The 14397-nt window shown below is 35.5% G+C and carries 11 protein-coding genes; 7 read left to right on the top strand and 4 right to left on the bottom strand.

What is annotated here, in order from left to right; translation table 11 throughout:
• Nucleotides 1-37: 37 nt before the first annotated feature.
• Complete coding sequence (gene hpsA / locus H6G25_RS13480; RefSeq protein ID WP_190392910.1) at nucleotides 38-3511, bottom strand: hormogonium polysaccharide biosynthesis protein HpsA; 3474 nt, start codon at nucleotides 3509-3511, stop codon at nucleotides 38-40.
• Between the two features lie 505 nt (nucleotides 3512-4016).
• Between hpsA and crcB the strand changes: the two genes are divergently transcribed.
• Nucleotides 4017-4415 carry a fluoride efflux transporter CrcB gene (gene crcB, locus H6G25_RS13475; RefSeq protein ID WP_190392909.1) on the top strand — a complete coding sequence of 133 codons (399 nt, stop codon included), beginning with the start codon at nucleotides 4017-4019 and terminating at the stop codon, nucleotides 4413-4415.
• 42 nt (nucleotides 4416-4457) lie between these two features.
• Here the strand turns inward: crcB and rnc are convergent, their stop codons facing one another.
• Nucleotides 4458-5180 carry a ribonuclease III gene (gene rnc, locus H6G25_RS13470; RefSeq protein ID WP_190392908.1) on the bottom strand — a complete coding sequence of 241 codons (723 nt, stop codon included), beginning with the start codon at nucleotides 5178-5180 and terminating at the stop codon, nucleotides 4458-4460.
• Between the two features lie 498 nt (nucleotides 5181-5678).
• Here rnc and H6G25_RS13465 point away from each other — a divergent pair, with 498 nt between their 5' ends.
• The 5 genes from H6G25_RS13465 (at nucleotide 5679) to H6G25_RS13445 (ending at nucleotide 11245) form a co-directional block, all read left to right on the top strand.
• Complete coding sequence (locus H6G25_RS13465; protein ID WP_190392907.1) at nucleotides 5679-6185, top strand: LysM domain-containing protein; 507 nt, start codon at nucleotides 5679-5681, stop codon at nucleotides 6183-6185.
• 470 nt (nucleotides 6186-6655) lie between these two features.
• Nucleotides 6656-7891: an LL-diaminopimelate aminotransferase gene (locus H6G25_RS13460; protein WP_028089237.1), complete on the top strand. Its 1236-nt coding sequence runs from the start codon at nucleotides 6656-6658 to the stop codon at nucleotides 7889-7891.
• A gap of 80 nt (nucleotides 7892-7971) precedes the next feature.
• A complete protein-coding gene (locus tag H6G25_RS13455; protein WP_190392906.1) occupies nucleotides 7972-8607 on the top strand; it encodes a Uma2 family endonuclease in 636 nt (211 codons plus the stop codon).
• A gap of 158 nt (nucleotides 8608-8765) precedes the next feature.
• Entirely contained in the window at nucleotides 8766-10229 is a 1464-nt protein-coding gene (locus H6G25_RS13450; protein ID WP_190392905.1) for an AAA family ATPase, read from the top strand.
• Nucleotides 10226-11245, top strand: a complete 1020-nt coding sequence (locus H6G25_RS13445) for a hypothetical protein (RefSeq protein WP_190392904.1) — start codon at nucleotides 10226-10228, stop codon at nucleotides 11243-11245. The genes H6G25_RS13450 and H6G25_RS13445 overlap by 4 nt, the downstream gene beginning before the upstream one ends.
• A 7-nt stretch (nucleotides 11246-11252) precedes the next feature.
• Here the strand turns inward: H6G25_RS13445 and H6G25_RS13440 are convergent, their stop codons facing one another.
• Entirely contained in the window at nucleotides 11253-12056 is an 804-nt protein-coding gene (locus tag H6G25_RS13440; protein ID WP_190392903.1) for an ABC transporter permease subunit, read from the bottom strand.
• Between the two features lie 390 nt (nucleotides 12057-12446).
• Here H6G25_RS13440 and H6G25_RS13435 point away from each other — a divergent pair, with 390 nt between their 5' ends.
• Entirely contained in the window at nucleotides 12447-13526 is a 1080-nt protein-coding gene (locus H6G25_RS13435) for a glycosyltransferase family 4 protein (RefSeq protein WP_190392902.1), read from the top strand.
• Between the two features lie 412 nt (nucleotides 13527-13938).
• Here the strand turns inward: H6G25_RS13435 and queF are convergent, their stop codons facing one another.
• Nucleotides 13939-14355: a preQ(1) synthase gene (gene queF / locus H6G25_RS13430; RefSeq protein WP_190392901.1), complete on the bottom strand. Its 417-nt coding sequence runs from the start codon at nucleotides 14353-14355 to the stop codon at nucleotides 13939-13941.
• Nucleotides 14356-14397 lie beyond the last annotated feature (42 nt).

The raw sequence follows: 14397 nt of genomic DNA, 5'->3' as shown, positions 1-14397 counted from the left end.
ATTTTATCACCTCTTTGTAAGTTTTATGTAGGTTTTATTATTGACAGATATCAGGTCGTTGTTTTTGATCTCTTATGGCAAAGTTATTAGGATTAGAAGTCTCATTAGCACATAACAAAGTTTGTACCCATGTATCACCTCTGCTAACTTCCCGTAAATATTCATCCGGTGGTTCAGGTGGTGTGACTGCGAGTTTACTGGCAAATAAGTCGGGTGACTGAAATAACAATCCTACATCGTAACTCCACTGTCTTGTCGGGGGATTATTAAGTGTCTGAGGTGGATTTGTCTCTGTAGCATAGGCACTCTTTTTTACCTGCATAAAAGCCCCATTTAGCTTGATTTTCCTACTAGTCCAATTCTCTATAACGCGAACCAAGTTATTTAGACCACCATTATCTACTGTAGGTTTAGCAGGATTGTCACCAGCAGCAATAATCAGATTAAAAGTAGTATCATTATTAGCTGTTTGTTGGCTACCTATTGTATAACCCAATTCCTTGAAGTTGAAGTCTCCAGAAAGCAAAGTAACAGCATCAGCTAAAATATTCCCAGGTCGCCATTCGTCACCTGTGGTACACTTAGGAAATCTGGAGTCATCAGAACGACAGGCAAAGTTATTATTAAAAGTGCTGCGAGTATAGAAGTTACTCCAATCATCTGCAAGTGTTTGTGTAAATTCCTCTTGAGTGTGTAGATTAAAATCACCTTTAATATACGCTGGTAAGTTGGTAGCTAAAGTTAACCCCTTTTCCTCTTCCTTGTAAGTATTTGTTCGCCACAGTTTCCCGCCATTAATGAGTATAATTGCACTGGGACGGCGTGTCGTGTCATCTACATAATCTACAGGACTTTCAAGTTTTCCAGCGTCGGTATTACCCGCACTGATATCTGGTAAAGCATCATCACGAGTCGCGTAAATAATACCGCTATTGGGTAATAAATATTCTGAACCACCAATGGTTTTTGTCCGTAGTAGATTCAAGTCTAAAACTGTAGCGCGAACTTTTTTATTTTCTCTCTGGTCAGAAAAGAAGGTTTCAAAAATTGCACCATGGGGAATAACGGGATTATTACTGACAGGACTAAGACTACCATCTAGAATTTGTAGAGCGCAAATCTGAGCATCAATAGCAGACTGCTCTGATATAGTTCTATTTGCTGCTGCTTTGTTTAATGCTCTAGCTAGTAATCCATCATCTATCAAAGGTCTATTATTATACTTTAACTGAGATAGATATGTCAAAGCTGTTGCATAATCACTAACTGTTTTAGTGGGTGCAGGATAAACTATACCATTGTTAGATTTACCTTGAGAACCTTTTTCAATATTAGGGGAAGCATCTGGTAGACTGTTCATATTTCTGTAGCTCTTATTATCAGTAGGATCATAATAACTACTCACACAGGCTATGGGTTTGGGCGTTTGGGCATTATAGCCAGTAGACTTGTAGTGATAAACTGCTGTAGCCCGCATTTTTAGATAAGGTGTTGTTGTATCCGTAGGACTTATTGTTTCTGCATTATCAGGCCATATTGTTTTTACCTTACTATCAATATTACTGGGAGTAATACTACTAGGAGTATCATCTTTACTCAAATAAACTCCTGCCCCCGTAACAACTCGTAAACCACCCACGGGTCCTGTGGTACTTGTTGGTACTTTGGCTGCTGCTAATTCCCAGTCTCCATCTCTTTGTGTAGAACCAATATCTGCTAAATTCCGTACTAAAGAGGGTCGTGTGCGAGTTTGCGTAGTATCACTTGGTAAATCCCATTTAATGCCACTAATATCTTGGGTATCCTCAATATATGAACCAATAAACTGATTTTTACTTGTATCCCACCTCAGTTCGGGTAAATTGTTACTAACTAGAACTCTATCACCCAATAGTCCTTCTTTTCCGCTATTTTTCTTCAATTCTTTTGGGTCGCTGGCCTTGGGTTCTAAGGATGTTCCGCTAATGTTGAGTGATAGATTAGTATAATTAACACCTGTTTTACCGTCTGTTGGGTCTGTAGGATAAACCCAGCTATCAATGGGACGCAGGGTATCAGCATAACCTTGTAATGATGAGTTAGGATATGTTTCTGTAGCACCGAAAGCAACTTCTGTATAAGGTACACGACGAGTCCGTCTTTTAAAGTAAATTTCTAATTGTTGACGACGGTATTTAGTGGTCTCTGTATCATTAAAGGTTATTCCTAATGCTGTTTGTTTGAGTGCAAGTCCGTTTTTAACTTCTGTTGGATCATTAGCACCTGTAGAATCAGCAGCAATTTGAGCATCAATTAATTTATTAATCCGCCGTACATAAGCTAGGTTATTATAGGCTGTATCTCTGGGACTATCTGTAACTGATTTTGTTAAAGTATCAGTAGTAACATCATTTATTTTACCGTTGTATAAATCAACAGTCGCTCCCCCCGTATCACTTTCGTCAGTAAACTTACCCAGTGCTAAATTACCACCAACAATAATTTTGGCATTTTTAAGTTTATAGAAACAAGACGCTTGACTACTAACTTGATATAATTTAATGTCACTAACACTTCCAGCAGCCAGTAAATTACTATTTGTAAAAACCCCACCATTCAATTTTGTAGAAGAATTTAATTCTAGATCATCGTCATAAACAACAGCATTGTTATTTGTTGGTGTTTGTACTCTGTCCTGTTGATACTCTACAGCCCCACCCAGACTACCAGCAATCTTACCATTATATACTTCATAGTTAGTAGTGTTGGGAGGATTAGTAATTCTGGCTATAGCGGTATAAACAAAAAAGGCTTTCTTGATTTCATTATCTTGTCTCACCCAACCAGTATTACCTACTAAACTGGTATCGGTACTTCCACAATTAGCATTTAATGTTCCTTTAACTACTGGTACATTTCTGGCTTCTAAAGCATTTCTGGCTCTGCTATACTGATCATTTACTACGGGTGGAGTTTTAAAATAAATACCGTAGAGGGTATAGCTATCAAATTTCCCGTTGCTGTCAGTATCTACAGGAAACCTCCAAGCTGTTTGTATTTGTAGTGATGGTTGTCCCTGTAAAGATAGTGTTAGTTTAGTTTCATCACCAAATGTATATTTATCTATGTTATTGTTATTAACAAGAGCATTATACAGATCATCGTCTGTTGGTGTAGTTTTTGGCAGAGTTTTATCCTGCAATAATTTACTAATTTTTGCTTTACCTCTATCAATTGCTGGAGTAGCAGCAGTCATAACCGACTCATTGACACGGACGTTATTAGCATTTTCCCGTCGGTTAAAAGAACGTAACATAATAGATGTAGTCAATAGTACTACTACTAATGATACCATGACGACTGTTGGTAAGACGAAACCCGCGTTAGTAATCTTCTGTTTTTTCTGAGTGCGGAGAATACTTCTTAATAACCAGTTTAAGCCTCGTTTTATTTGTTTTTTTGCCAAAAACCCTCGCATAGATATTCTGGAAATGCCAGTAATTTTTTTGAATGGCTGATGTTTTTGAGACATAGATGCTTCCCCATTAAATAATTTTGTGGTATTTTTTATGATGATTTAAGACAAGTATGGAGATATAAATTATGGATATATAAATATGGATATATAAGTATGGATATATTTTATATTATGTTTATTTAGCTAGTCAACTTACGCGGATGCACGTAGTAACTTTTTTTACTTTTGGTCGAGAATTTTAATTCATCTCGCCAGCAAGACAGCATTTTTACACTAGCATTTTCTCGACAAAAAATATCATTTCTTAACAGAAAGTCGCAAAATCCGTAATTTGAAGAAATATTACTCTATAATCCAATACATCTCAATTAATAATCTTTTATGCTCTCTTTTCTGTGTCCTCTGCGTATCCAAGGGTTCGTTGTAAAAAAGAGTGTCAAGCTTAACTGAACCATTTCTGTGATTGAGTCAAGATCAATTTTGAGGTACACTGATGAAAACCCGTCACCAGAGTAGAGTACATTTTTCCCTTTACAGCGGATTCAATACAAGATTAATAATGTTACAACAGGAAGAAATTCGTATTCCTATTGCTATTAGTTTAGGGGCAATAGCTGGGGCTTTAAGTCGCTATTATTTAACTTTATGGTTTACAAACCGCTTTGGTTTCGCCTTTCCCTATGGAACTTTTTTCATTAATGTTAGTGGTTGTTTAGGAATGGGTTTTTTCGCAACTTTAGCAATGGAAAAAACAGCGCTTATTTCCCCAGAAATTAAGTTGATTGTTGCTACGGGATTTTTAGGTGCATATACTACTTTTTCTACTTTCGGTTTAGATACAGTTGGCTTATTACAACGTGGTAATTGGTTGTCCGCTACCAGTTATTTGTTGGGTAGTATAATGTTGGGAATTATCAGTGTTCAATTAGGGATGATTATTGCCAGAATTTTTAATTAAAATTTCCAATTTTGAAATTTGAAAATTAATAAACCCACCTTGTCACCCCTCTGTTACCTGGGCGCTAATTACTAAATAAGCCTCCTTCGCAGCGGCTTGTTCAGCGGCTTTAATAGAACGTCCTTTACCTTGTCCTAACATTTTTTCATGTAGCCAAACTTCAGCAAAGAAGCGCTCGTGAGTGCGGTGGGGTTGACTGATTTCTAAAACTCGATATTCTGGAAGAACTTTAAATTGTGCTTGAGTCCATTCTTGTAAAGCTGCTTTATAATTAAGTCTAGCAGGATCAAGACGGATTTCTGTGGTTAGCTGTTGGAAATGGGAATCTAACCAAGGACGAATCAGGTTAAGATTTTGAGTGCTAAGGTAAAGCGCTCCTAGAACTGCTTCAAAAGAATCTGCTAATCGTGATTCTTGGCCGATATGATCAGCAGTAGCACTACCAGCCACCAATAAATATAATTCTAAACCATATTCTCTTGCTAATTGGGCGAGAACGCGATCGCTCACCAAAACCGAACGAATAGCGGCAAAATCACCAACGGAGCAATCAGGGTAATGTTCCCATAATACCACAGCTGCCACGAGACGTACCACCGCATCGCCCACAAATTCTAGTTGTTCATAATTGGCGGTATCGGAGACGGTAGGATGAGTTAGTGCCAAGTCCAATAATTGCCACTTTACTGGTGCATTTAGTGACAAACCAAACTTTTGAACTAAACTTTCAAGCTGCCGTTGTCGTCGGGGATAAACGCTGGACATTAGGTAAGTGTGGAAAAAAGGGCTAATAACTCTTAACTTAGCATTAAATCTATCTACAATTGATATATTCTGCTTCCCATGTCACACTTGTCAATACACCCGACCTGAATCCTTACGAAGCAGCTACTTATCCTTGCATTTTTAATGCTTCAAAATAGCAGCAAAATACTAATTTCGTTTCTGCTATGGATTTGCTGCATATATAAAAAGTATTTCTAATCAAATTTGACTGACAATAATAAAATGATTGAATTAATTAACCGAAAGCAAGAAAGTGCGATCGCTTACTTCCGGACAATAAAGTAATTAACAGCACTTTGGTACTGAAGGGGTGGCAATTTACTATTGTGGCTGTAACTTGAATTGTTTTATTCGGATTAGTTTCACAGATGGTAATAGCAATGAAGCAGATCGCTTATGTCCTGAATTATAATCGGATGTGCAACATTGGTTAAATCGAGAATTACCCAGTAATAGCATGATCATGGAACTTACACGATGAACACCAAAACCAAAATTGACTGTCCTGTTTGCGGGTATCAAGGAGTTGAGGGTCATACCTGTCCTAATTGTGATACGGATATTTCTCTAATTCGCTCCTTGGAAGAATTACCCCCGCGTCCAAAATCTTGGATAAAGGAAATAGCCATCTTAATGCTCGTCATAGGCGTTACTATTGGTGCAGGAGGCAGTTTTTTTGCACTGCAAACAGCTTTTTACACTGCGACTATCCCTAATCCTACTCCTAAAGTTGCTAGTAGTCCCAACCCTAGTCCACAAATTACTCCTGTTCTCAAGAAGCCCCCAATATTAACCACTTATACGGTGAAATCAGGTGATACTCTCAGTAGTATTGCTGGAAAGTTTTGTCGTAAATCTACCGATTGGCAATTAATAGTTGCAGTTAACCCGGAATTACAAAAGCGGGAAAATCAGTTAGATATAGGTCAGGTCTTGAAAATTCCTAGTAGCTGCAAAGGGAAAAAACACCATGAGCATAATTGACAGATTAAGCCAAGTTATTCAGAAGACTAAAAACTTCGTCCAGAACCAGCAATGTGGGATTAATCTTTTGCTATATAAATTATTTTTTGTTTCTGAAAATATGGTAATCATGTCTAACTTGTGAAAATCTGCCATGGTTCAGATACCAGAATGGCTAAATAATTCTGGTATCTAGTTTTTTGACAGCCCATTTTTTAGTTTCTAATACCCGTTAGATAATTCGTTGTTTATCAGCTTCATTAATTACAGGACTTACGCAAAAGATCTCTCAAACCCTCTCTTCTTCGTTCTCTTCGTTCCTTCGTGGTTCATTATTCCGTGACTTGTGCGTAAGTCCTAAATTAGACTCATATTTTCTCGAATATAACTTAAAGTTTCAGATCCTTGACTACTTTAAGAATTTAGGGAGCTTTTCATTCTCGTCCCCCAACTAAGATAGTGTATCATTGTCTTTTTGCTGATAATGTACCATGGCTACAATTAACGACAACTACCTAAAACTCAAAGCTGGTTATCTGTTTCCTGAAATTGCGCGACGGGTCAATGCCTTTGCACAGGCTAACCCAGATGCTAAAATCATTCGGTTAGGGATTGGTGATGTCACTGAACCCCTACCAGAAGCCTGTCGCACAGCCATGATTAAAGCTGTAGAAGATATGGGCGATCGCTCATCTTTTAAAGGATATGGACCAGAACAAGGTTATAATTGGCTCAGGGAGAAAATCGCCACCCACGACTTTCAAGCCAGAGGGGCAGCCATAGAAGCGGATGAAATCTTTATTTCCGACGGTTCTAAATGCGATTCTGGCAACATTTTAGATATTTTTGGCAAAAATAACGTTATCGCCGTTACTGACCCAGTATACCCCGTTTACGTAGATACTAACGTCATGGCAGGTAATACGGGAGATGCGAACGAAAAAGGCGAATATGGTGGTTTAGTTTATTTACCCGTTACTGCTGAAAATAATTTTACGGCGGAAATTCCTAGCCAAAAAGTTGATTTAATTTATCTTTGCTTTCCTAATAATCCCACAGGTGCAACTGCTACGAAAGAACATTTGCAAGCATGGGTAAATTATGCCAAAGCTAACGGTTCAATTATCTTTTTTGATGCTGCTTATGAAGCATTTATTAAAGATCCTAGTTTACCTCATTCTATTTTTGAAATAGAAGGCGCTAGAGATTGTGCAATTGAATTTCGTTCTTTCTCTAAAAATGCCGGGTTTACTGGGACTCGTTGCGCTTTAACTGTTGTTCCCAAAACCCTCACCGCTAAAGCTGCTGATGGTTCTAATGTTGAACTTTGGAAACTTTGGAATCGTCGTCAGTCTACTAAATTTAATGGCGTTTCTTATATTATTCAAAGAGGTGCAGAAGCGGTTTATTCAGAAGCAGGACAAGCACAAATTAAAGCTTTAGTAAACTTCTATTTAGACAATGCTAAAATCATTCGTCAAGAACTCACAAACGCAGGTTTAAGTGTTTATGGTGGAGTCAATGCACCTTATGTATGGGTGAAAACTCCCCATGGTTTATCTAGTTGGGAATTTTTTGATAAGTTATTAGAAACTGTGAATGTGGTGGGAACTCCCGGTTCTGGTTTCGGCGCTGCGGGTGAGGGTTATTTCCGTATTTCGGCCTTTAATAGTCGGGAAAATGTCGAAGAAGCTATGAAGCGAATTACCGCTAAGTTTACGGTGTAATTCAAGTTTAATTATTTGTGGTGGGTAATTCCCACCCTAATTTTGTTAAACTTAATCAATCAATAATAATAATAAATGCTATGAGTGTAGCTATTCCTGTTTTCAAAGCCGTAAGTCAGATACAATTAACACCTGGTAGTACAGTTAATATTCCAGATGTTAGCTGGGAAGAATTTGAAGCGATTTTACAAGAACTGGGAGAAAAAAGAGCTTCACGAATTGCCTATAATCAAGGTAATTTAGAAATTATGATCCCTTTACCTGAGCATGAAATTTCCAAAGATCTAATTTCTGATATTGTTAAAATATTGTTGAAAGCTAAAGGGATTAAATATCAACCTTTTGGTTCAACAACTTTCAAAAAACAAGGTACAGCAGGAATTGAACCAGATGCTTGTTTTTATATTCAAAATTATCAACTGATTGGTTTGCGGAGGTTACAACCTGATCATCTACCACCAGATTTAGCTATAGAAATTGATGTGACATCAAAAACAACTCTTGATGCTTATGAAGCGATTGGAGTTCCAGAATTATGGATATATGATAGTGGTAAATTGGCTATTTATTTGTTGAAAAATGGTAAATATATCAAATCTGATCAAAGTCCCTATTTTGAAGATATAGCTATTACTCAGATTATCCCTAATGTGATCAAAAGGAGTTGGGAAGTAGGCAGTTTTCAGGCTTTAGAAGAATTTGCAGTAAAAATATAATCCATATCAATGTTATGCATTGGTATTGTAATGACTCTATTCTCAATAGACAATGGATTTTACCTGGGTAAAACGCAAAGATTGTAAAGTTTTATTGCAGGATTCAACACTTGTGGTATAATTCCAATATGTAATATTTCTCAAGGAAGAAAATTCACATGAAGTTACTACAAGTTCAAGTACCAGATTTCCGCGTTTTGAAAGATGTTGATATTAAGTTTGATAGAAGGTTTGTCCCTAATATCTTTCCTTTAGGAAGTCTCAATGGAGGTGGTAAAAGTACACTTTTACAATTAGTTTTTGTGTTATTACATTGCTGCACAAATCCAGAAAGAAAAATTTTTATAAAGAATTTACTACATGGCTTTACACTTAATGATGACTCTATTGATAGAGTATTAGCTATCATCAAGATTTGGGATGGTGAAAAAGAAGTTGAAATTAAATTTCTAGTTTGTCATAATACTTATATTGAAAATATCTTAAAACAAGATCATGAATACAAAAACAATGAAGACTGGAAATTATCTAATTTTGAAAAACTAGAAAATATCACTAAGAATATTTATAAAACAGAACAAGATATTGAACAACTAGAAAAAGCAATTAATAAATTAGAAATTCATGAAAAGCTAGAAAATGATGATATTAAGCACAGACGATTCCAACAAGTAATGCGTGAATTATTCTATAATAATATAATATCCTCTAGAATAAGAAGATTGCCAGTTGCAGATTTTAAAGAAGAAGTTGAAGAAATGCTTGATTCATATCAACTAAATCTTGATGAACTTTCGCAGGAAAAAGAAAAAATAGATATTGTATTGCAAAAAATATCCACATACTTGCATGAAAAAAACATTATATATATATGTAATTATTCTTCAGGAATTAATACTGAAGAAAATGAATTTGTATTATGCCAAATTGGTGATAATTTAGATATCAATAAAGCAGAAGCCTGGTTAGATGAAATATCAAATAAAGTATTCTTAGCTGCTCCTATTAGTCAAGTTTTTCTATTTACTCATCACGAATACAGAAGACGATTCTTTGAACAAACTGGTGATAAAAATTATGATTCAGAATTAAAAATGTCTAAATTGAAACTACCAGGATTTTTTACTTATGATTTTGCTCAACCGATGATTACAGTATTCACAAATGCTATAAATGAAGATTACAGAGATGCTATAAAAACTGAAGGTGAGTATGGTAAGCGATATAAAGCATTATTAGATGATTTGAATTCATTCTTGGTTTATAAAAAAGTAAATATTTCTACAGATTTATCCACAATCATCTTCCAGTTAGACACAAATGATGAAAATATTAAACTTTATCCTGAAGATTTAAGTCATGGTGAATTAAAAAGATTGAGCATTTACTTATGGCTAAAATATAATAAAATAGAAGATGCTATTGTTCTCATGGATGAAATTGAAATAGGATTTCATCCAGATTGGCAATATGAAATAATTAGAGATTTAGAAGAATGGTCTCCTAATAATCAATATATTCTAGCAACTCACTCTTATCAATTATGTGAAGCAGTTACACCTGCTCATATTAGGGAATTAGAACCAAAACTCATGAAATCAGATAATAATATTACATTATGAATACTTATCAAGAACTACTCATAAAACATTGTAAAGCAATTCTGACAAGTCCAAAAATTAACAAAAGTAAAATCGTGGTACTGTGTGAAGGTCAAGGCAGTATCTTAGATAATCCTATCTTTGATAGGAAAACAGTAGCGAATTATGGAAAAATGGAACAGTGGCACGATGCCTATTTTTATAAAAGGTGTTTTCCCAGGGTAAGAACTGGATATATACCAGAATTTTTTAATTGTAAAGGTAGATCAGATGTTATACAAACTTATTTTAAACTTTTAGAATTACATGAAGAAGACAGTCAAAAATCAGAAGATACTAGAGAGTCACGTTTAAATCCTAATAAGCTTTTTGCTATTCTTGATATAGATATACAGTCCCAAGATATTAAAAAATACGATTCATCTAATACCTATGATTTCTCAAACACCGAAGAAATTTTCTCAAATCTTTATCACCAAGGTCAAGTTAATGAAGAAAATGCTAGAAATCATCGTATTTGGGTAACAGGATTAATTCACAAAGAAGCATATTTTATCATACCTGAACTGCAAGAAGTTTTTGATAATTACATCAATGTTCCCATCTATAATGGTCAACAAGTTATTCTTGAAGATATTTATATGACTATGACAAATGCTATTATTAATAGTAATGATTTAAAAGATAATTTTTCAACCGTTTCCAATCGCATTAATCATTGTTCAGGATTAGATTGTACAGATTTAGAAAAGTTACGCGATTCCTGGAAAGAACAGTTTGAAAATTCTCCAGATGAAACACACAAAAATGAGTTAATTTATGCCTTATTAATGCTTAAAAAAGTTAAGGATAACAAAACTCAAGAGCATTATTGGGAAGATATTAAACCACCAAGTGATTGGACTAATACAGAGGAGGTATTTAGGGATGAATTATTGAGGCAAATAGCTAAATTTTACTCAGAACAGAGTAATTATACTAAATATCATATTCCTGCTTTCATGCAAGTTTTAAAACATTTTTCTACTTTGAATTGATTTTTTCCTATTCTCTCCTTTCCCCCGCAGTTCTAATCAATTCCCCTATCAAAGCCACAATAGCAGTCGTAGAAATTAACATCACACTTAAAGCATTAATATCCGGTTTAACTCCCGTTCTAATGCGGCTAAAAATTTCCATTGGTAAGGTATTAGTCCCACTTCCCGCAGTAAAACTAGCGATTAAAAAATCATCTAAACTCAACACAAAAGCCAATAAACACCCAGAAATAATTGCCGGCATTAATTGCGGTAATAAAACTAAAATAAAGGCTTGTATTGGTGTCGCACCTAAATCTAATGCTGCTTCTTCTAAATGAGGGTTGATATTATTCATGCGCGAAGAAACCACCAAACCCACATAAGATAGACAAAATACAATATGGGCAGCGATAATAGTCCAGATACTCAAAGGAATAGCAAAGGCTGATAAACATACTAACGTAGAAACAGCGATCGCAATATCAGGAATTAATAAAGGTAAATAAGCAATTCCCTGATATAATCTCTTGCCAGGAAAGTCATAACGTGCTAACCCCACAGCCATTAATGTTCCCAAAATTGCGGAAACTCCCACAGCACAAAAACCCACCAATAAACTATTATATAAACCCGATAAAATCCGTTCGTCACTAAATAATTTACCGTACCATTCTAAGGTAAATCCTTGCCATTTAGCGCTGTAAGGTGACTGATTAAAGCTATAAAAAGCCAGTACCAGAAGAGGTAAGTACATAAACACAAATACCACCAGCGCAAACACTACTAGCCATGAAACACGGGGTTTTTTAATTTGTTTGTATATATTCATGTCACCTAATATACCCAATATTTGCCTATCATATTATATGACAATATGGTTCTCTGAGAAAAAAATAGAAAATTAAGACAATTAATCATCTTTTTTCCTGGTCTTAAATTAGTCTAGCCAATGTATGGCATTATACTATTTTTCCCTTCTATTGCCAGCGCCAAATCCCAAAAACAACTATTGTACCATGTGTATTATGTCTAATTTATTCCTCAAGTATCAGACATTTACATTACCTCAGATAGACAAAAAATATCAAATATAAAACATAAGATCTAATAGTAATTATAAATAAGGATGGTTTGGTATTTTTGGCTATTTCTCTGTTAGTTATTTCATCTATTCATCAACTAACTAGAAGTAGAAAACTAATATTTTAGGAGATTGATCATGAAAATTGCTCAGGTTTCTCCATTGTGGGAAAGAGTACCACCACCAGCTTATGGTGGTATAGAGTTGGTAGTAAGTTTATTAACTGATGAATTAGTTCGTCGGGGACATGAAGTGACTTTATTTGCATCAGGAGATTCTTTAAGTTTAGCTAAGTTAGTATCAGTTCATCCCCGCGCTTTAAGGTTAGATCCTACTATTAAAGAGCCTGGTATTTATGAAATGTTACTGTTAGGTTTAGTTTATGAACAAGCAGAAAATTTTGATATCATTCACTCTCATGTAGGACTAGGATCACTAGTTTACGCCAATTTAGTCAAAACTCCTACAGTTCACACTTTACATGGAATTTTTACTCCAGATAACGAGAAAATTTTTAAATATAGCAAAAAACAGCCTTATGTTAGTATTTCTAATTCTCAGCAAGAACCCAGATTAGGCTTAAACTATGTAGACACTGTTTATAATGGTATTGATGTTAGTAGTTATGAATTTTATCCTCAACCAACAGAACCACCTTATTTAGCTTTTTTGGGAAGAATGTCTCCCGAAAAAGGACCCCATTTAGCAATTGAAATTGCTCAAAAAACTGGTTGGAAGTTAAAAATAGCAGGTAAGGTAGATGTGGTAGATTTGGAATATTTTACGCAAAAAATTAAACCACATATTGATGGTAAGCAAATTGAATATTTAGGTGAAGCTAATCATATCCAAAAAAATGCCCTCATGGGTGGTGCTTATGCGACTTTGTTTCCTATTACTTGGCGAGAACCTTTTGGTTTAGTTATGGTAGAATCAATGGCATCAGGAACACCTGTAATTGCTATGCGACTGGGTTCAACACGGGAAGTTATTGTGAACGGGAAAACCGGTTTCCTTTGTAAGAATGTGCAAGAATGTATTAATTCTCTTGACAGGGTAGCTGATTTAAATCGTTACGCTTGTCGTCAATATGTGGAAGAAAATTTTAGTGTTCAAAAAATGACTGATGGTTATGAAGTGGTTTATCAAAAACTAATTGCAGAAAAATTAGCGCAACAAAATGGTTATTTACGTAATAGTAATACTCTAGTTAAGTAGGTTGGGGTGAAAAATTGTCGTTATGACAAGGGAACAGGGGACAGGGAACAGGGAACAGGGAAACTTTACTTTTCGTTACTTACGTCGGTTTTTTTTCCGTTCACCTACTTAGTTAATAATCAATTAGATACAGCAGTTACCGGTATTATGAAGTACAGATATTAATAATAAAACTCTTGTGGTGCGGGCATCTTGCCTGCACAAAGTGTACTTCACTCAAGCTAAACTTGCTGTATTAATGATAACAATCTTGTTTTGCGGGTATACTATGGCTAACGCCACGCTACGCGAACGACCAAGCTCAGTACAAGTCTTGCCCGCTAAAAGTGTACTTCACCCTGATGGTAATATGCTGTATTTGTTTTTCATCATCCTTGTAGAGACGTTCCATGAAACGCCTCTGCTTCTTCATTTAAACACCTTTTTGATGTTTAACTTCAACCACTGTATGTACATTTCCACGGGGGGTAAAATCGGTTTTTACAGTCACTTCCACAGGATCACAAGCTGCAACAAAATCATCTAAAATTTGATTGGCTGTTTCTTCATGGGAGATATAGCGATCGCGGTAACTGTTAATATAAAGTTTGAGTGCTTTCAACTCTACCACCCGTTGATCTGGAATGTAACTAATATAAATGGTCGCAAAGTCAGGATAACCGGAAAACGGACATTTACAAGTAAATTCTGGTAAGGTAATATTAATATCATAGCGCCGTCCGATGCGGGGATTCGGAAAGGTAATTAGTTTCCCTTCCGCAATTTCCCGTTCACCATATTTCATTTCTTGAATGACTGGGGGTAGGGTTTCAGGTGCAAAGTTACTCATTGTGTTAGTAAAAAGAAATGTAGAGATTCACAATTATTAACT

This window comes from Dolichospermum sp. FACHB-1091, from assembly GCF_014697585.1.
Classification (GTDB): domain Bacteria; phylum Cyanobacteriota; class Cyanobacteriia; order Cyanobacteriales; family Nostocaceae; genus Dolichospermum.
The sequence above is the reverse complement of the archived record's forward strand: the minus strand, read 5'-3'. Positions and strand labels throughout refer to the sequence as shown.

Coding starts and splice junctions, on each gene's coding strand:
- crcB (WP_190392909.1), top strand. CDS start 4,017: ATGTTACAACAGGAAGAAATTCGTATTCCTATTGCTATTAGTTTAGGG.
- H6G25_RS13460 (WP_028089237.1), top strand. CDS start 6,656: ATGGCTACAATTAACGACAACTACCTAAAACTCAAAGCTGGTTATCTG.
- H6G25_RS13445 (WP_190392904.1), top strand. CDS start 10,226: ATGAATACTTATCAAGAACTACTCATAAAACATTGTAAAGCAATTCTG.
- rnc (WP_190392908.1), bottom strand. CDS start 5,180: ATGTCCAGCGTTTATCCCCGACGACAACGGCAGCTTGAAAGTTTAGTT.
- H6G25_RS13455 (WP_190392906.1), top strand. CDS start 7,972: ATGAGTGTAGCTATTCCTGTTTTCAAAGCCGTAAGTCAGATACAATTA.
- queF (WP_190392901.1), bottom strand. CDS start 14,355: ATGAGTAACTTTGCACCTGAAACCCTACCCCCAGTCATTCAAGAAATG.
- H6G25_RS13450 (WP_190392905.1), top strand. CDS start 8,766: ATGAAGTTACTACAAGTTCAAGTACCAGATTTCCGCGTTTTGAAAGAT.
- H6G25_RS13435 (WP_190392902.1), top strand. CDS start 12,447: ATGAAAATTGCTCAGGTTTCTCCATTGTGGGAAAGAGTACCACCACCA.
- hpsA (WP_190392910.1), bottom strand. CDS start 3,511: ATGTCTCAAAAACATCAGCCATTCAAAAAAATTACTGGCATTTCCAGA.
- H6G25_RS13465 (WP_190392907.1), top strand. CDS start 5,679: ATGAACACCAAAACCAAAATTGACTGTCCTGTTTGCGGGTATCAAGGA.
- H6G25_RS13440 (WP_190392903.1), bottom strand. CDS start 12,056: ATGAATATATACAAACAAATTAAAAAACCCCGTGTTTCATGGCTAGTA.